14 protein-coding genes are annotated in these 17,566 nt (G+C 63.7%); 6 read left to right on the top strand and 8 right to left on the bottom strand.

Going from position 1 to position 17,566, the window contains the following annotated elements; genetic code table 11:
- Positions 1-6 precede the first annotated feature (6 nt).
- Genes ectB through HOY44_RS11555 form a run of 3 tightly spaced genes read left to right on the top strand, consistent with a single transcriptional unit; the run spans position 7 to position 3,157 of the window.
- Positions 7-1,308: a diaminobutyrate--2-oxoglutarate transaminase gene (gene ectB / locus HOY44_RS11565; RefSeq protein WP_287434819.1), complete on the top strand. Its 1,302-nt coding sequence runs from the start codon at positions 7-9 to the stop codon at positions 1,306-1,308.
- 6 nt (positions 1,309-1,314) lie between these two features.
- The gene (locus HOY44_RS11560; RefSeq protein ID WP_008331765.1) at positions 1,315-1,710 is read left to right on the top strand and encodes an ectoine synthase; all 396 of its coding nucleotides are present in this window, start codon (positions 1,315-1,317) and stop codon (positions 1,708-1,710) included.
- A 16-nt stretch (positions 1,711-1,726) separates the two neighbouring features.
- Positions 1,727-3,157 carry an aspartate kinase gene (locus HOY44_RS11555; protein ID WP_287434818.1) on the top strand — a complete coding sequence of 477 codons (1,431 nt, stop codon included), beginning with the start codon at positions 1,727-1,729 and terminating at the stop codon, positions 3,155-3,157.
- A gap of 91 nt (positions 3,158-3,248) precedes the next feature.
- Here HOY44_RS11555 and HOY44_RS11550 read toward each other — a convergent pair whose 3' ends face one another.
- The 6 genes from HOY44_RS11550 to HOY44_RS11525 form a co-directional block, all read right to left on the bottom strand.
- Entirely contained in the window at positions 3,249-4,025 is a 777-nt protein-coding gene (locus tag HOY44_RS11550) for a transglutaminase-like domain-containing protein (RefSeq protein WP_287434817.1), read from the bottom strand.
- Positions 4,026-4,199: 174 nt separating this feature from the next.
- Entirely contained in the window at positions 4,200-5,243 is a 1,044-nt protein-coding gene (locus HOY44_RS11545; RefSeq protein WP_287434816.1) for a saccharopine dehydrogenase family protein, read from the bottom strand.
- Between the two features lie 66 nt (positions 5,244-5,309).
- On the bottom strand, positions 5,310-7,151 hold the full coding sequence (locus HOY44_RS11540) for an ABC transporter ATP-binding protein (RefSeq protein WP_287434815.1): 1,842 nt from the start codon (positions 7,149-7,151) through the stop codon (positions 5,310-5,312).
- 1 nt (position 7,152) lies between these two features.
- On the bottom strand, positions 7,153-8,085 hold the full coding sequence (locus HOY44_RS11535; protein WP_008331773.1) for an ABC transporter permease subunit: 933 nt from the start codon (positions 8,083-8,085) through the stop codon (positions 7,153-7,155).
- 12 nt (positions 8,086-8,097) lie between these two features.
- A complete protein-coding gene (gene oppB, locus HOY44_RS11530) occupies positions 8,098-9,021 on the bottom strand; it encodes an oligopeptide ABC transporter permease OppB (protein WP_008331775.1) in 924 nt (307 codons plus the stop codon).
- A gap of 79 nt (positions 9,022-9,100) precedes the next feature.
- Entirely contained in the window at positions 9,101-10,726 is a 1,626-nt protein-coding gene (locus tag HOY44_RS11525) for a peptide ABC transporter substrate-binding protein (protein WP_040884783.1), read from the bottom strand.
- A gap of 318 nt (positions 10,727-11,044) precedes the next feature.
- On the opposite strand from HOY44_RS11525, the gene HOY44_RS11520 reads away from it, so the two are divergent.
- Complete coding sequence (locus HOY44_RS11520; RefSeq protein ID WP_287434814.1) at positions 11,045-13,246, top strand: NADP-dependent isocitrate dehydrogenase; 2,202 nt, start codon at positions 11,045-11,047, stop codon at positions 13,244-13,246.
- 238 nt (positions 13,247-13,484) lie between these two features.
- Here HOY44_RS11520 and HOY44_RS11515 read toward each other — a convergent pair whose 3' ends face one another.
- Both HOY44_RS11515 and HOY44_RS11510 read right to left on the bottom strand, forming a co-directional pair.
- Positions 13,485-14,240: a 3-keto-5-aminohexanoate cleavage protein gene (locus HOY44_RS11515; RefSeq protein WP_287434813.1), complete on the bottom strand. Its 756-nt coding sequence runs from the start codon at positions 14,238-14,240 to the stop codon at positions 13,485-13,487.
- A complete protein-coding gene (locus HOY44_RS11510) occupies positions 14,237-15,556 on the bottom strand; it encodes an aspartate aminotransferase family protein (protein ID WP_287434812.1) in 1,320 nt (439 codons plus the stop codon). The genes HOY44_RS11515 and HOY44_RS11510 overlap by 4 nt, the downstream gene beginning before the upstream one ends.
- A 133-nt stretch (positions 15,557-15,689) precedes the next feature.
- Between HOY44_RS11510 and HOY44_RS11505 the strand changes: the two genes are divergently transcribed.
- Together HOY44_RS11505 and HOY44_RS11500 are read left to right on the top strand one after the other, a co-directional pair.
- Positions 15,690-16,553 carry a MurR/RpiR family transcriptional regulator gene (locus HOY44_RS11505; RefSeq protein ID WP_138422509.1) on the top strand — a complete coding sequence of 288 codons (864 nt, stop codon included), beginning with the start codon at positions 15,690-15,692 and terminating at the stop codon, positions 16,551-16,553.
- A 34-nt stretch (positions 16,554-16,587) separates the two neighbouring features.
- Complete coding sequence (locus tag HOY44_RS11500; RefSeq protein WP_287434811.1) at positions 16,588-17,553, top strand: TAXI family TRAP transporter solute-binding subunit; 966 nt, start codon at positions 16,588-16,590, stop codon at positions 17,551-17,553.
- Positions 17,554-17,566: the final 13 nt, after the last annotated feature.

Here is a 17,566-nt window from a genome sequence, read left to right as displayed (position 1 = left end):
CACGTTATGACGACAGACAAACAGTCTGCGAACAATCTCGTTTTTGAACGCCGCGAGTCGGAAGCCCGCTCGTACTGCCGCGGTTTCCCGACCACCTTCGCCAAGGCGCAAGGCTCGATCATGACCGCGACGGACGGCACCGAGTACATCGACTTTCTCGCCGGGTGTTCGTCCCTGAACTACGGCCACAACGACGCCGACATGAAGGCGGCGCTGGTCGAGCACATCACGAACGACGGCATCGCCCACGGCCTCGACATGTACACCGAGGAAAAGGCAAAGTGGCTCGAAGCCTATGAGAATATCGTTCTCAAGCCGCGTGGCATGGACGACTACAAGGTGATGATGACGGGTCCGACCGGCACCAACGCCGTCGAAGCCGCGATGAAACTCGCCCGCAAGATCACGGGCCGTCGCAACATCATCTCGTTCACCAACGGCTTCCACGGCATGACCATGGGTTCGCTGTCGCTGACCGGCAACGCCGGCAAGCGTGGTGGCGCGGGCACGCCGCTGGGTGGCGTGACCCATATGCCCTATGAGGGCGCGATGGGCGAAGGCGTCGATACGCTCGCCTTCATCGAAACGATGCTGGACAACGGCTCGTCCGGCGTCGACGCTCCGGCCGCGTTCATCTTCGAACCCGTTCAGGGCGAAGGCGGTCTGAACGCCGCGTCGAAAGAATGGATGGAAGGCATCGCCAAGCTTGCCAAGAAACACGGCGCGCTGCTGATCGTCGACGACATTCAGGCGGGCATCGGCCGCACCGGCAAATACTTCGGCTTCGAAGGCATGGACATCGAGCCGGACCTCATCACCCAGGCGAAATCGCTGTCGGGGTTCGGTCTGCCGTTCGCCTGTCTGCTCATCAAGCGCGAGTATGACGTGTGGAAGCCTGCCGAGCACAACGGCACCTTCCGCGGCAACACCCATGCTTTCGTCACGGGTCGTGTCGCGCTGGAGAAATTCTGGGCCGACAAAGACGCGATGGAAGCTTCGACCGCCGAGAAGGCCGAGATCCTCGAGAAAGGTCTCGGGAAACTCGCCGACCTCATGCCGGGCGCTTACCTCAAGGGCCGTGGCTTCATGCGCGGTGTCGACGTAGGCAGCGGTGAGCTGGCCGGAGACATCTGTGCCCGCGCCTTCGAAAAAGGCCTCATCATCGAAACGTCGGGTGCCGACGACGAGGTGGTCAAGGTGCTCGCCGCGCTGAACATCCCGAACGACGTGCTTCAGAAGGGTCTCGACATCGTTGTCGACGCCGCCCGCGAAGTGCTGAACGAAAATCACAAATACGCTGCGGAGTAACGACACATGCTTATTCGCGACTTCAACGAACTGAAGAACACCGACAAGTCCGTCTCGGACGCGCGCTGGAACTCCGTGCGGATGCTTCTCGCCGATGACGGTATGGGCTTTTCGTTCCACATCACCACGATCGAAGGCGGTTCGGAGCACACGTTCCACTACAAGAACCACTTCGAGAGCGTCTACTGCATCTCGGGCAAGGGTCGGATCACCGACCTCGCCAAGAACGAGACGCATGAGATCAAACCGGGTGTCATGTACGCGCTCAACGAGCACGACAAGCACACGCTGGTGGCCGATGAAACGCTGGTTCTGGCCTGCTGTTTCAACCCGCCGGTGACCGGCAAGGAAGTGCATCGCGAAGATGGCTCCTACGCCGCGCCCGACGAAGACGCTGCCTGAAAACGGGGAAAGACCAATGTCTGACCGAAATCATACTGTCGAAAAGATCGGCGGCACGTCGATGAGCCGTGTGAATGAGCTGCGCGATACGCTGCTCATTCGCGAAGGCGATCTTTATAACCGCGTGTTCGTCGTCTCTGCCTTCGGCGGGATCACCAACCTTCTGTTGGAACACAAGAAAACCGGTGAGCAAGGCGTTTATGCCGCGTTCGCCGACAGCGAAACCGACGACCACGCCTGGATGGCCGCGCTGAAGAAAACCGGCGCGGCGATGGAAGAGGCGCATCGCGCGGTGCTCGACCATCCGGCCGACATCGCGGACGCGAACGACTTCGTGGCCGACCGGATGGCGGGCGCACGCTCGTTCCTGATCGACCTCGGCCGCCTGTGCTCCTACGGCCATTTCCGGCTGACCGAGCACATGTCGATGGTCCGCGAGCTTCTGTCGGGTCTGGGCGAGGCGCATTCCGCCTATGTCACGACCCTGATGCTGAAGCGTGCGGGCGTGTCGGCCCGGTTCGTCGACCTGTCCGGTTGGCGCGACGAGGGCGACTGCGACCTGAACGAGCGCATCGAAAAGGGTCTGGCAGACGTCGATCTGGCCGCCGAGATGCCCATCGTCACCGGCTATGCCCAGTGCAAGGAAGGGCTGATGAAGGAATACGACCGGGGCTACTCGGAAGTGACCTTCGCCCGCATCGCGGCGCAGACCCATGCGAAAGAGGCGATCATCCACAAGGAGTTCCACCTTTCGTCCGCCGACCCGAACCTCGTCGGCGAAGACAACGTGCGCAAGCTTGGTCACACCAACTACGACGTGGCCGATCAGCTGTCGAACCTCGGGATGGAGGCGATCCACCCCTCGGCCGCCAAGATGCTGCGTCAGGCCGATGTGCCGCTGCGCGTGACGAATGCGTTCGAGCCGGAAGATCCGGGCACCCTGATCGACGACAGCCGCGGCGATACGCCGGGGGTCGAGATCGTGACCGGGCTGGACGTTATCTCGATCGAGGTGTTTGAACAGGACATGGTGGGCGTGAAGGGCTACGACACGACCATTCTGGAGGCGCTCAAGCGTCACAAGGTCTGGATCGTGTCCAAGACGTCGAACGCGAACACCATCACGCATTACGTCAAAGGCTCGCTCAAGGCCGTGAAGCGCGTGGAGGCCGACGTTCAGGAACGTTTCCCGCAGGCCGAGATCAAGATCCGCAGCCAGTGCATCGTGTCGGCCATCGGTCGTGACCTGCGCAAGCAGTCGGTGCTGGGCCGTGGCCTTGCCGCGCTGGACGAAGCCGGGCTCGACGTGATCGCCGCCCACGCGACGCCGCGCAATGTGGACGTCCAGTTCCTGATGCCGCGCGACGAGGCGGACGAGGCCATCAAGGTTCTCCACCGTGCGCTGGTCGAACAGGAAAAAAAAGACCAGCTGCGTGAAGCAGCGTAAGGAATTGCCTGACACTCCAAAGTTCCAAAAAGAACGTCAGGCATAGACTGAGGCCCCCCGGTGACGAGCCGGGGGGTCTTTTTTGTGGCGTTTATCCCCGCACCACCGACACCGCCTGATAGATCAGGTTCGCGGGCGCCTGCGACTCCATGAAGGCGATGTCGTAGGCATCGCGGCCCACGGCGATCTTGGCCAGCGTGTCGGGTGTGCCCATGCCGGTCGGGTCGACGAGGTGCCATGCCCCGTCGAGCCAAACCTCGGCCACCGCGTGGAAATCGGCGGGCCAGACGTCTGGGCCGTAGGCGGCGACCATGCGGGCCGGGATTTGCGCGGCGCGGACCATGGCGCAGATCAGGTGGGCGTAGTCGCGGCAGACGCCCTGACGGCCCGCGAAGGTTTCGAGGACGTTGGTGTCCGCATCCGAGCTTCCGGGCACGTAGGACAGGTTGTGTTCGATCCAGTCGCGGATCGCGGCCACCTTGGCCCCGCCCGACAGATCGCCGAAACGCTTGCCGACGAAGGCAACGAATTTGTCCGACTGCACGTAGCGCGACGGGCGCAGGTAGGGCGCGACTTCGGAGGGCAGCTGGTGGATCGGCACGGCGGACAGGCTGTCCAGCGGCACGTTCTTGCGCGTCACGTCCACCTTGGCCTGATAGGTCAGATACATCTCGTTGCCCGGCACCCGCGCCCAGACCCGCTGGCCGACGCCGGAATCGCCCGTGATCCGGTCGATGGTCGCATCCCCGAAGGTGATCCATTCTTCCGCGATTTCCTGCCCGTCGGTATGCGCCGCCTCCAGCGCCAGAAAGACGGTATTCGCCTGCGTGAAGCCGTAGTGCATGGTGACGTCGATGTTCAGGCGCATTGGCGGCTCCACAAGGTTTGGTGACAAGAAACGGGCGCGCTTCGCCAACCCTCACGGGCGGGGAGCGGTTCCGATGTCGGTTTCAGTCAGGGTGTTTCGCCGCCCCACTATCCGGCCTTCGCGCGGCGATCAATGGGGGATTGCGGGGTGGCCCGGTGCCGCGCCTTCGATCCCTCAGTTTCGCAGCACGCTCCCCTCGAATCCGAGGATGTAGTCGGACCCGAACGCACGCGCGGGGGTGAGGAAACCTGGGGCCGTCTGCCCCTCGGACACCGCCTTGGCGATGCGTGTCGCGGTCAGGCTGGTCAGGTGGTAACCCTCGGCGGTCGTCATGACGTGCTGCACGGCGTCGCCCTTGGCGTTCTCGGCGCGGCCATAGACGATGCACCGCCCGATGGCCCGTGCTGTGGCGTCGGGGCCCTCCGGCATTCGCGCAAGCACCCGGTTGACGATCGGGCGTCCGGCACCGGCCAGAAAACGGCGCAAGAAAAGCGGCAGCCTCAAAAGGGTCACCATATCCTTGGGCGGGACGAGAAAGACCTCGATGTTCGGAATGCCGGTCGTATGCCAGGCCGTCACGACGTCGCCCCAGCTGATCGCAGCCACCCGCTCCGGCCCCTCGCCCATATCCAGCGTGGAAAAAACACCGCCGGGACGCGGCTCAAGATCGCCGTCGCGGCGCACATAGGGCGGGTTGCCCAGATGCGGGATCGAGGACATCGCGGTCCCGCGCGACGCCTGCGCCATGCCTTTGAAGGCGAGCGTCAGCTTGGTCGCATCCGGCAGTTGTTCCTTGAGCATCGCCGCCATGCAGTCGGTCGGCACAACGTCGAAGCCGGTCCCCGGCATGATCGTGATCCCCGCCGCTTTGGCCCGTTCATCCAGCGCGGCGCAGCCCGCGAGCACGTCGATCTCGCCGGTGATGTCGAGATAGTGGGTGTGCGTCGCAAGGCAGGCCTCCGTCAGCGCCGCGTAGGTTTCGCGAAACGGCCCGGCGCAGTTCAGCAGCGTGTCGATTCCGTCGAGGGCCGCGCGGGTCGCCGCACGGTCATCGACGCTGAAGGCCACCCATTCCAGCTCGAGATCCTCGGCAAGCGGCCCCAGCCTCGTCGCGTCGCGCCCGCCGAGGCGCGGGGTCAGACCCATCTTCACCGCTTCGCGCGCGATCAGTTCGCCGGTGTAGCCATAAGCCCCGTAGATCAGGATCTGTCCTGCCATTCCATCCTCCCCGGTCCCGCGTGGGCCGACGCTAGCAGATCGCAAACGGCCTGTCCCAATCTGTGCCTAGCGGACGGGTTCCACCACCTCGTCGCTGACCATCGGTTCGGCGGCGAGGATCACGTCGAGCGGATCGTGCTCGGCCACCCAATGCCCCGGCGAAATCTGGTTCAGTCGCGGCGTATAGTCTTCGTTCCCGGCCCGCAGCTTGGATGGAAGGAACCTGAGCGCGGCTTTCGGGTCCAGCGGCGAGGGCAGTTCACCGGGGATGCGGATACGTTCCCGCGTGCGTTCCAGTTCCGGGTCCGGAATCGGAACCGCGGAAATCAGCGCCTTGGTGTAGGGGTGCACCGGATCTTCGACCACGGTCCCGGCATCCGCCAGTTCCACGATCCGCCCCAGATAAAGCACCATGATCCGGTTCGAAATCGCGCGGACGACGGATAGGTCGTGGCTGATGAAGATCATCGACATGCCGAACTCGGCCTGAAGGTCTTTCAGCAGCCGCACGATCTGGGCCTGAATCGAGACGTCGAGGGCCGAAACAGCCTCGTCACAGATGATGAGCTTGGGCTTGTTTATCATGGCGCGGGCGATGCCGACGCGCTGGTTCTGACCGCCCGACAGCTCATGCGGGTAACGGTTGAACATGCCGCGTTCCAGACCCACGCGGTCCATCATCGCCAGCACTTCGTCCTTGCGCTGGGACTTCGACAACTCCGGGCGGAAGGTCTTGAGCGGTTCGGCGATGCTGTCGGAAATCGTCATGCGCGGGTCGAGCGAGGCGAGCGGGTCTTGAAACACCAACTGCATGTCCTTGCGCGACTTGGTCAGCGCGCGTTTGTCGAGGTCCGTGAAAGACGACCCCAGCCACGACACCGCGCCGCCCGTGGGTTCGATCAGGCGCAGCACGGCGCGGGCCAGCGTGGACTTGCCGCAGCCGCTCTCGCCCACGACCCCCAGCGTCTCGCCCTTGGCAAGGTCGAAGGTCACGCCGTTCACGGCCTTGAGCGGGATGGTCCGCCCGAACAACCCGCCCTTCACGCGGATCGGGAAATGCACCTGAATGTCGTCCGCGGACAGAAGCGGTTCGGCGGTCTCTGCCGTGCCCTCCGGCGCGCCCTCGTCGTCGATGCGCGGCATCGCGTCGAGCAGCTTTTTCGTATAGTCGTGTTTTGGAGCGTTGAAGACCTGCATCACGTCGCCGGACTCGACATATTCGCCCAGCTTCATCACCTCGATCCGGTCGCACATGCGTGCCACCACGCCCATGTCATGCGTGATGAGCGCGATGGCCGTCCCGCTCTGGGTCTGCAATTCGTGCATGAGGTCGAGGATTTCGGCCTGCACCGTCACATCGAGCGCCGTGGTCGGCTCGTCCGCGATCAGCAGCTTCGGCTCGCACAGCATGGCCTGCGCGATCATCACCCGCTGGCGCATTCCGCCAGACAGTTCGTGCGGATACTGCGTCATGCGCCGCTCGGCCTCGGGGATCTGCACGCGATTGAGCCAATCGAGGCAGGCGCGGCGGGCGGCGGCACCAGAGAGGCCCTTGTGCACCTTCAGCACCTCGGCCATCTGGTCGCCGACCTTGAGGTGGGGCGTCAGCGCGGTCAGCGGGTCCTGAAAGATCATGCCGACGTCCGAGCCGCGCAGGCGGTTCAGTTTACCCACAGGCAGGTTCAGGATTTCGTTTCCCTGAAACGTCACCGATCCGGTGGCGCGGCCGTTTGGCGGTAAAAGGCCCATCGCGGCCATGAAGCTTTGCGACTTGCCGGAGCCGGATTCCCCGACGATGCCAAGGCATTCGCCGGCCTGAATATCGAACGACACGCCTTTGACGGCCTGAACCTCGCCGTCCGGGGTCGAGAAAGAAACGCGCAGGTCGCGGGCGGACAACACGGTCATATCAGCGGTCCTTCGGGTCGAGTGCATCGCGCAGACCGTCACCGATGAAGAACATGGTGATGATGATCGCGACGTAGAAAAACAGGGGGAACAAAAGCTGCCATGTGGTGCCATAGGCCATCGTCCCGGCCCCTTCCGAGATCAGCTTGCCGAGCGACGTGTAGGGTTCGGAAATGCCCAGCCCGAGGAACGAGATGAACGACTCGGTCAGGATCATCTCGGGCACGAGGAGCGAGGCATAGACGATCACGACGCCGATCAGGTTGGGCAGGATGTGGCGGATCATGATCTGCACCTCGGACACGCCCGAGGCGCGCGCGGCCTCGATGAATTCTCGGGTCTTCAGCGACAGGGTCTGGGCGCGCACGATCCGGCTCATCGTCAGCCAGCCCACCGCACCCAGCGACACGAAGAGCATGAAGAACGAGCGCCCGGCGATGACCAGCAGCAGAATGATGACGAGGGTCAGCGGGATCGCCAGCAGGATGTCGACGAACCGCATCATGGCGCTGTCGACCCGGCCCCCCACGTAGCCCGCGACAAGCCCATAGGTCGTGCCGATGATGAGCGCGGTGAGCGCGCCCACGAGGCCCACGAGCAGCGAGGTGCGCGTCGCCTGAATGACGCGGGAATACAGGTCGCGGCCAAGCTCATCCAGACCGAAGAAGTGGCCGTTGGCGATGGACGGCGCGCCCTCGGACGCGATGTTCCCCATCCGATCCCAGTCGATCTCTTCGTTCGACCACTGGGCGAAGAGCGGGCCGACGATCACGAAGATCACGATCAGGGCGAGCACGAAGACGCTCGCCATCGCGGCCTTGTTCTGAACGAACCGGATCTGCGCGTCTTTCAGGAGCGAGCGGCCCTTGACCGGAATCTGGTCGGTGAAATCGTCCGCCACGGCGGCGGCACGTTGGGAGCTTCCGAAAACCATGTCGTTTCCCCCTCAGTAACGGATCTTGGGATCGAACCACGCATAGGCGAGGTCGGTGATGAGGTTCACGAACACGGTGAGCGTGCCGTAAAGGATCGTGACGCCCAGAAGCACGGCGTAGTCGCGGGTGAGCGCCGATCCGACATACGCCGCGCCAAGACCGCCGGTCGAGAAGTAGAGGTCGACGAAAACCGAGCCGGTGAGCACATAGACGAAGACCGGGCCAAGGTAGCTGACCACCGGCAGAAGCGTCGGTTTCATCGCATGGCGCCAGATCACCGTGCGGGTCGGCAGGCCCTTGGCCCGCGCCGTGCGAATGAAGTTGGAGTTCAGCACTTCGAGCATGGACGAGCGCGTGAGGCGCGCGATGTTGCCCATGTAGGAGGTCGAGAGCGCGATCACCGGCATGATGAGGTATTGCCACTGCCCGCCGTTCCAGCCGCCGCCCGGCAGCCAGCCCAGCCAGAGCGTGAAAACGAGGATCAGGATCGGGCCCATGATGAAGTTGGGCAGCGCCTGTGCGCCGATGCCCATGCTGACGGCGGCATAGTCGATCCACGAATTGTGCCGGATCGCGGCGGCGACGCCGAGGCCGACGCCCACCACCGTCGCCGCGATGAAGGACAGCGATCCGTAAGTCAGCGAAATCGGGAAACCCTGCGCGATGATGTCGTTCACGTCGCGGTCCTTGAACTTGAACGACGGGCCGAAATCGAAATGCAGGACGATGTTGGTCAGGTAGTCCCAGAGTTGCTTCCAAAGCGGCTGATCCAGCCCATAGCGCGCTTCGAGGTTGGCGAGCACGGCGGGCGGCAGGGGGCGTTCCGAGGTGAACGGGCCGCCGGGCGCATACTGGATCAGGAAGAACGAGGCGATGATGAGGATCAGGATCGTCGGGATCGCGATCAGAAGTCGCCGGATGATGTAGGAAACCACGGGCCACCCTTTTGGAAAATGGGGTGCGCGCCCCGGACGGTCCGGGGCGCGCGCATTTCAACGATGTGAAAGGCTCTGATTACTCGGCGATCTTGTAGAGATCTTTCGAGTACCAGTTCTGTTCGACGTTATCGACGGGCCAGCCGCCCAGATCGCTGTCGAGCATGTAGACACCGGCGTAGTGGTAGATCGGGATCACCGGCATCTCTTCGTAAAGGATTTCCTCGACCTCGGTGTAGAGCGGCGAGGTGTCGTCGGACGTCTTGGCCTGTTCCAGCAGTTCGTCGACGCGCTCGTTGGAATACTTGCCGTCGTTATAGCCCGACTGGCTGTCGAGCAGGTCGAGGAAGGTCGAGGCTTCGTTGTAGTCGCCGCACCATGCGCCGCGGGCCATTTCGAAGTTCTGGTTGCCGCGCTCTTCGAGGAACACTTTCCATTCCATGTTGGCGAGCGTCGCCTGAACGCCCAGCTTCTGCTTCCAAAGCTGGCTCAGGGCCACCGCGACTTTCTCATGCGCTTCCGAGGTGTTGTAGACCATCTCGAATTCCAGCGGATTGTCGGGGCCGTAACCCGCTTCGGCCAGAAGGTCTTTGGCCATCTGGTCGCGTTCCGCCTGGCTCATCTCGGTCCACGGCAGGGTCGGCGGCTCGAAGCCCGCGACGGCGGCCGGGGTGAAGGTATAGGCCGGGGGCTGCCCGCCCTGCATCACCTTCTCGACGATGATGTTGCGGTCCACGGCCATGGCGAGCGCCTTGCGCACGTTCACGTCCTTGAACGCTTCGGGGCCGGAATCGGACACGTTGAAGGTGTAGTAGTAGTTACACAGACGCGGGAAACTCACCGCTTCGTCCGGGTATTCTTCGGAGAGGGACGGATACTGACCGGCCGGAATGTCGGTGCGGTCGAGCTCGCCGGCGAGGTAACGGGTCAGCGCCACGTTCTCGTCGTTGATGACCAGAGCCACGACACGGTCGATGATCGTGTTCTCGTTGTCCCAATACATCTCGTTGCGCACGCGCACCGAACGCTCGCCCGGCAGGTGCTCTTCCAGCACGTAGGCGCCGTTCGAGACGATGTTCTCCGGTTTGGTCCATTCGCTGCCATGCTCTTCGATCACCGACTGCGGCGACGGGAAGGTAGTGGAATGGGTGGTCATCTGCGGGAAGTAGGGCAGCGGCGCGGTCAGTTTGACCTCGAGCGTGTAGTCGTCGATCGCGGTCACGCCGAGTGTTTCGGGATCGGCTTCGCCCGCGACGATCTCCGACGCGTTCTCAAGCGACATCAGCTCCATGAACCACTGATAGGGGGACGCGGTTTCGGGGTCCGCCGCACGGCGCCAGGCATAGACGAAATCGTTCGCCGTCACCGGATCGCCGTTCGACCACTTGGCGTTCTCACGCAGGGTGAATGTGTAGGTCTTCTTGTCCTCGGACGCCTCGTAGCCCGTGGCAACGCCCGGCACCAGATTGCCGTCGGCGTCCTGGTTCATCAGGCCCTCGAACAGGTCGCGCACCACGTCCGAGCCATCGACGTCTTCGACGATCTGCGGGTCGAGCGACGAGAATTCGTCAAGCTGGCGGTAGGTGAAGGTCTGGTCGTCGGCAAGGGTCACACCCTCGGGCACGTGGCTTTCCGCCAGCGCCGCGCCGGTCAGCATGGTGGTCGACATAAGCGCCGCCAATGCCAATTTGCTCATATGTTTCATTTCGCGTTCTCCCTGTTTTGATGAGGTGCGGTTGTCGCCCTTGGGCGGCCCCGATCTTTTTTCCGATCGGTCAACTCTAACCGGGACTAGTCTTCCGGCAAGGTGATGCAAGCCTTACGCGACGAAAGCCTGCGGGAATTTGCTCAAATATTAGCGAGAACGCCGCGTCCACCCTGTCTCAGATAGAAAAACGGTGCGAATCTATTCGGTATACCGTTGCACACATTGACTTGTGAGCGGTCGTGAATTAGGCGGTCAGCAACCTCACGCGGGGTGGATTCTCCCCTCGCGTCACCCCGATCCAGCGGAGAGCGACACATGGCCAACGGCGATACCCCCGACATCATCTACACCCAGGTGGACGAAGCCCCGGAACTGGCGAGCCACTCGCTCCTCCCGATCATCCGGTCCTTCGCGCAGGCGGCGGATATCGACGTCGCGATCCGCAACATCTCGCTCGCGGGCCGGGTTCTGTCCCAGTTCCCCGACGTGCTGACGGACGAGCATAAGGTCGAAGACGACCTCGCCGTTCTGGGTGAGATCGTTAAACAGCCGGGCGCCAACGTCATCAAGCTGCCCAACATCTCGGCGAGCCAGCCGCAACTCGACGCCGCGATCAAGGAGCTTCAGGAACAAGGCTACAAGCTGCCCGACTACCCCTATGAGCCGTCGACCGACGCGGAGAAGGATATCAAGGCGCGTTACGACGCCGTCAAAGGCTCCGCCGTGAACCCGGTGCTGCGCGAAGGCAACTCGGACCGCCGCGCCGCCAAGGCTGTGAAGAACTACGCCAAGGCCAACCCGCATTCGATGGGCGACTGGGCCAAGGATTCCAAGACTACCGTCGCCTCGATGCCGGGCAACGACTTCTTCGCGAACGAAAAGTCGGCCACCATCACGGCCGAACAGGCGGGTGGCGCCAAGATCGTGTTCCTGTCCGATGACGGCAACAGCCGCACGCTGAAGGACGGTCTCAAGTACGAAGAAGGCACCGTTGTCGACGCGACCTTCATGTCGGCTTCGACCCTGCGCGATTTCATCCGCGCCGAGATCGACAGCATGGAGCCGGGCGTTCTGTTCTCGGTTCACCTCAAGGCCACGATGATGAAGGTCTCGGACCCGATCATCTTCGGCCATTTCGTCGCGATCTATCTGGAAGAGTTCATCTCGAAGCACGGCGAAAAGCTGAAGGAACTGGGCTGGAACCCGAATTCGGGCATCGGCGCGCTGGAAAGCAAGATCGAAGGCGACGAAGACCTGAAAGCCGACCTCAAGGCCGTGATGGACAAGCAGCCCCCGATGTACATGGTCGACTCGGATCGCGGCATCACCAACCTGCACGTGTCCTCGGACGTCATCATCGACGCCTCCATGCCCGCCGTGATCCGCGCCGGCGGCATCGGCTGGGGCCCGGACGGGAAAGCCGCGCCGACCAAGTGCTGCATCCCCGACAACTGCTATGCGCCGGTCTATGACGAGACGATCGAATACTTCAAAGAGAACGGCAAACTCGACGTCACCACCTGTGGTGCCGTGTCGAACGTGGGCCTGATGGCGCAGAAGGCCGAAGAATACGGCTCGCACCCGACCACCTTCGAAATCCCGGCCTCGGGCAAGGTGCGCATCGTTCTGGACAACGGCGATATCCTGCACGAGCATTCGGTGAACGAGGGCGACATCTGGCGTTCGGCCACCGCCAAGAAAGCGCCGATCCTCGACTGGATTCAGCTGGGCATCGACCGCACCAAGGCAACCGGCAAGGCCGCGTTCTGGCTGGACGCGAATCGGGCGCATGACGCGGAGCTCATCAAATACGTCGAGCCCGCGCTGAAAGAGGCCGGGATCGACATTCCGATCATGGCCCCGCGCGAAGCCACCCGTTTCACGCTCGAGACGATGGTGAAGGGCGAGGATTGCGTGACGATCACCGGCAACGTGCTGCGTGACTACCTCACCGACCTGTTCCCGATCCTCGAGCTTGGAACCTCGGCCAAGATGCTGTCGATCGTGAAGCTGATGAACGGCGGCGGCCTGTTCGAAACTGGCGCGGGCGGTTCGGCACCCAAGCACGTGCAGCAGCTGGTGGAAGAGAACCACCTGCGCTGGGACTCGCTGGGTGAGTTCTGTGCGCTGGGCGAAAGCCTCAAGTTCCTTGCCGATGCGCGTGGCAATGCCAAGGCGCAGGTGCTGGGCGACGCGGTGGACGTGGCCACGCAGAAGGTGCTGGAAAACGGCAACTCGCCGGAGCGCAAGGTCGGCCAGCCCGACAACCGCACCTCGCACTACTGGTTCGCCCGCTACTGGGCCGAGGCGCTGGCGGCGCAAGACACCGACGCCGACCTCGCCGCGCATTTCCAGCCCGTTGCGGCGGCCATGGTCGAGAACGAGGCGAAGATCCTCGAAGAACTGATGGCCGGTCAGGGCGAAGCGGTCGATCTGGGCGGCTACTACCACCCCGACGAACCCAAGACCTTTGCCGTCATGCGGCCCTCGGCGACGCTGAACGGCATCATCGACTAAGGGTCGGTGGGAGAGACTGAGACAGGGGCGTGCTGCGGCGCGCCCCTTTTCGTTTGCCGCCTGTGACTAGCCGGGCGAGCACCTGCCCGTGGGGTGGCGCTCCGAACCTTCATGGTTAGCGCTTTATCCAAGCCAAGACCGGACGACCTCAATCCTCGCGCGAACGTCTACACAGCGCCAGCCCGCGGGAACGGGCAGGCGTTCGTCCGGCGGCCTGACGGCCTTGATTCCGGACGGATCAGAGACCCAACTTCGAAACCACCTCGGCCACCCGTTCCGCGTTATCCCGCGCCACGCTCCCGTCCTTGTTCACCAGCGAATTCTCGAAACCCACACGGCACTTGCCGCCCGACTTATTCGCGGCGCGCAGACAGTCGGTTTCGCCCTGACCGAAGGCGCAGAGCATCCAGTCCGGCTCTAGCCGCTCGCGTTTCATCCAGTCGGTGAAGGGCTTGAGCATCGCGGGTTTCGACACCTGCCCATCGACATAGCGCCCGAGCACGAAGATCAGTTGCAGCGCGGGATCGCGCAGCAGGCCCTCGGGCAGGGTCGCGGCGAGGCCTTCGGCATCGGACACGTCATATAGGATGTGCTGCACGGCGACCCCGCGTTCGGCGGCATAGGCGTAGAACGAAGGCGCGCCCTCTTCCCGCGTGATTTCGCGCCACGCCGCCGACACCAGCCGCGCCCCGGAATGAAGCGCCACGTATTTCTGATGGCCGGGGTCATAGCGCCCGCCCGCCTCGGTCGTGATCTGAACGGGAAGCGCGGGGAGTTCGCGCGCCAGATGCTCCAGCGCCTCACGATAGGCGCCACTGTCCAACAGATGCCCGCCCTCGATGTCGCGCAGGTGCAGGTGCAGCCCGTCCGCTCCGGCGGCCATGCAGGCGCGGGCCGTTTCCGCCACCTCGTCCAAGGTGATCGGGAGCGCGGGGTGATCGGTCTTGGTCTTGGTCGCCCCGTTGGGTGCAACCATGAGCGACGGCAGGCTCACAGCACCGCCCCGAACGCCGTGCCGAGTTTTTCGACCAATTCGCCCAACTGATCGTCGGTCAGGATGAAGGGCGGCGCGAGCAGCACGTGGTCGCCCTGCACGCCGTCGATGGTGCCGCCCATCGGATAGCAGATGAGCCCGGCCTCGAAGGCCGCCGCCTTGACCTTTTTGTTGATGCCCAGCGCCGGGTCGAAAGGTGTCTTCGTCTCGCGGTCCGCGACGATTTCGAGACCCCGGAACATGCCGCGCCCCCGGATGTCGCCGATGTGGGGATGCTGGCCGAACGCCTCGACCAGCGCCGCCCCCAGTTTCTCGCCCATATCCGCCGCGCGCGCGGCCATGCCGCCGTCGGTCAGCTTGGTCACGACCACGTCCGCCGCCGCCGTGGCCATCGGGTGGCCGATATAGGTGTGGCCGTGCTGGAAAAAGCCCGATCCGTTTTGGAAGGCGTCGAAAATGCGGGAGGTGCAAAGCGTCGCGCCAATCGGCTGGTAGCCCGCGCCCAGCCCCTTGGCGATGGTCACGATGTCGGGCGATACCCCGTCCTGTTCGCAGGCGAAAAGCGTGCCGGTCCGGCCCATGCCGCACATCACTTCGTCCAGGATCATGAGAATGCCGTAGCGGTCGCAGATCTCCCGGATGCGCTTGAAATAGCCGGGCACCGCAGGCACCGCGCCCATGGTCGCACCGACCACGGGTTCCGCGATGAAGCCGATGACGGTGTCGGGGCCGACGCGCAGAAGCTCGGCTTCCAACTCGTCCGCGACGCGCTGGCCGTAAGCCACCAGATCCTCGCCCTCCGCCTGCCCGCGATAGGCGTAGCAGGGGGCGATGTGGCTGGTCTCGACCATCAGCGGCTGGAACTGCGCGCGCCGCCACGCATTGCCGCCCGTGCCCAGCGCACCCAGCGTGTTGCCGTGATAGCTTTGCCGCCGCGCGATGAAACGGCCCCGGCTTTCCTCGCCGATCTCGACGAAATACTGCCGCGCCATTTTCAGCGCCGCTTCCACCGCCTCGGACCCGCCGGAGACGAAATAAACCTTGTCCAAGCCTTCGGGCGCATGGTCGATCAAGCGGTCCGCAAGCCGTTCCGCCGGTTCGGAGGTGAAGAACCCGGTGTGGGCGAAGGGAATCGCATCGGCCTGCGCCTTGATCGCCGCGATCACGTCGGGGTCGGAGTGCCCCAGACAGGACACGGCCGCGCCGCCCGAGCCGTCGAGGTAGAGTTTTCCAGCCTTATCAAAGATATAGACCCCCTCACCGCGCGTCGCGACGGGGGGCGTTTGTTTGGCGGAACGATGAAAAACGTGGCTCATGGCCTTGGACTCCAGGACCGACTCGGTCGATTGCACGGTTTCAGCATGAAACAGATGGTTCACACGTTGACAAGATATGAAACAGATGAAACGGTCCGAGTCGGGTGTTTCAGTTTCGCCGGGGTAACTTTTCGTGCTGCACAGTTTTGAGGAACGATTGGCCTCGAACTACGACGCGCTGTCGGCGCGGCTGCGCGAAGCGGGCGATTACATCGCCGCCAACCCTCTCGACACCGCCACCCGGTCGCTTCGGGCCGTGGCCGACCACTCCGGCCTCGCCCCCGCGACTTTCACCCGCCTGTCCAAGGCGCTGGGTTACGAGAATTTCGAGGAATTGCGCGAAGGAATGCGGCGGCGGCTTGAACGGCGGCAGGCCAGTTTCGCGGCCCGTGCCGACGCGCTTCAGGGGGCGAGCGACGGGGGAAGCGCCGACCTCATCCGCCGGACCCGCGAAGCATCGCTAACCAATATCGACCGCCTGACGGACGAGATCGACACCGCGAAATTCGACACCATCGCCGATCACCTTCATGCCGCGCGGCGGGTCGTGCTGCTTGGCGGTCTCGGCTCCACGGCCATTGCGGAATACGCCGCCTATATGGGCAACTTCCTGGGGGACAACTGGATGCCCGCGGGGCGCATGGGGGCCTCGGTCGGGGCGGCGCTCTCCGACCTCGATCGGCGCGACGCTCTGATCGTCTTTACCAAGCCGCCCTTCGCGAACACGTCGATCCGGGCCGCGGAATTCGCGCGGGCGCGGGGCGTCTACGTGCTCGTCGTCACCGATACGCACACCTGCCCCGCCCTGCGCCATGCATCGGCGCGGGTCGTCGTGCCGACCGAAAGCCCCAATTTCTTTTCGTCCTACGTGGCGACCATGTTCTTCGTGGAAACACTGATGGCCATGATCGCGCAACGCGCAGGACCCACCGCGACCGAACGGATCGCGGATGTCGAGACCGCGAACCGCGCCTTGGGCGAGGTGATCGGCCTCTGAACCACAAGACCAACCAAACTAACGGGAGAAAGATATGACAAAGCATCTCAGATACGGGCTCGCCGCCCTCGCCACCGTGGCCTTCACGGCCCCGGCGATGGCGCAGGAAGAGTTCATCACCATCGGCACCGGCGGTGTCACGGGTGTCTATTACCCGACGGGCGGCGCGATCTGCCGTCTGGTGAACAAGGGACGCAAGGATCACGGCATCCGCTGTTCGGTCGAATCGACGGGTGGCTCGGTCTACAACGTGAACACGATCAAGGAAGGCGAGCTCGAGTTCGGCGTCGCCCAGTCCGACATCCAGTTCAACGCTTATAACGGCGTGGTGCAGTTCGAAGACGGGGCCTTCGAAGGCCTGCGCGCCGTGTTCTCGGTCCACCCCGAGCCGTTCACGGTCGTTGCGCGCGCCGATGCCGGCATCACGACCTTCGACGACCTCAAGGGCAAGCGCGTCAACATCGGCAACCCCGGATCGGGCCAGCGCGCCACGATGGAAGTGCTGATGGAGAAGATGGGCTGGACCGCCGACGACTTCGCGCTCGCGTCCGAGCTGAAGGCCGCCGAACAGTCCGCCGCCCTGTGCGACAACCAGATCGACGCGATGGTCTACACCGTCGGCCACCCGTCGGGGTCCATTCAGGAAGCCACCACCGCCTGCGACTCGGTCCTCGTCGAGGTGTCGGGCGACGCCGTGACGGCGCTGGTCGACGAATTCCCGTTCTACCGCACGGCGACCATCCCCGGCGGCATGTATCGCGGCAATGACGAAGACACGATGACCTTCGGTGTCGGCGCGACCTTCGTCACCTCGGACGCGGTGTCGGAAGATGCCGTCTATGCGGTCGTCTCGTCGGTGTTCGAGAACTTCGAGGACTTCAAGGGCCTGCACCCGGCCTTCGCGAACCTCGTGCCCGAAGAGATGATCTCGGCCGGTCTATCCGCGCCGCTGCATCCGGGCGCCGAGAAGTACTACAAAGAAAAAGGCTGGATGGAATAATCCAACCCGTGCC

The sequence above is a fragment of the Maritimibacter sp. genome (assembly GCF_016774595.1).
Taxonomy (GTDB): Bacteria; Pseudomonadota; Alphaproteobacteria; order Rhodobacterales; family Rhodobacteraceae; genus Maritimibacter; species Maritimibacter alkaliphilus.
The sequence above is the reverse complement of the archived record's forward strand: the minus strand, read 5'-3'. Positions and strand labels throughout refer to the sequence as shown.

Bases quoted from the DNA above. Each gene is read 5' to 3' on its own strand.
- ectB (WP_287434819.1), top strand. From the start codon at position 7: ATGACGACAGACAAACAGTCTGCGAACAATCTCGTTTTTGAACGCCGC.
- HOY44_RS11560 (WP_008331765.1), top strand. From the start codon at position 1,315: ATGCTTATTCGCGACTTCAACGAACTGAAGAACACCGACAAGTCCGTC.
- HOY44_RS11555 (WP_287434818.1), top strand. From the start codon at position 1,727: ATGTCTGACCGAAATCATACTGTCGAAAAGATCGGCGGCACGTCGATG.
- HOY44_RS11550 (WP_287434817.1), bottom strand. From the start codon at position 4,025: ATGCGCCTGAACATCGACGTCACCATGCACTACGGCTTCACGCAGGCG.
- HOY44_RS11545 (WP_287434816.1), bottom strand. From the start codon at position 5,243: ATGGCAGGACAGATCCTGATCTACGGGGCTTATGGCTACACCGGCGAA.
- HOY44_RS11540 (WP_287434815.1), bottom strand. From the start codon at position 7,151: ATGACCGTGTTGTCCGCCCGCGACCTGCGCGTTTCTTTCTCGACCCCG.
- HOY44_RS11535 (WP_008331773.1), bottom strand. From the start codon at position 8,085: ATGGTTTTCGGAAGCTCCCAACGTGCCGCCGCCGTGGCGGACGATTTC.
- HOY44_RS11525 (WP_040884783.1), bottom strand. From the start codon at position 10,726: ATGAAACATATGAGCAAATTGGCATTGGCGGCGCTTATGTCGACCACC.
- HOY44_RS11520 (WP_287434814.1), top strand. From the start codon at position 11,045: ATGGCCAACGGCGATACCCCCGACATCATCTACACCCAGGTGGACGAA.
- HOY44_RS11510 (WP_287434812.1), bottom strand. From the start codon at position 15,556: ATGAGCCACGTTTTTCATCGTTCCGCCAAACAAACGCCCCCCGTCGCG.
- HOY44_RS11500 (WP_287434811.1), top strand. From the start codon at position 16,588: ATGACAAAGCATCTCAGATACGGGCTCGCCGCCCTCGCCACCGTGGCC.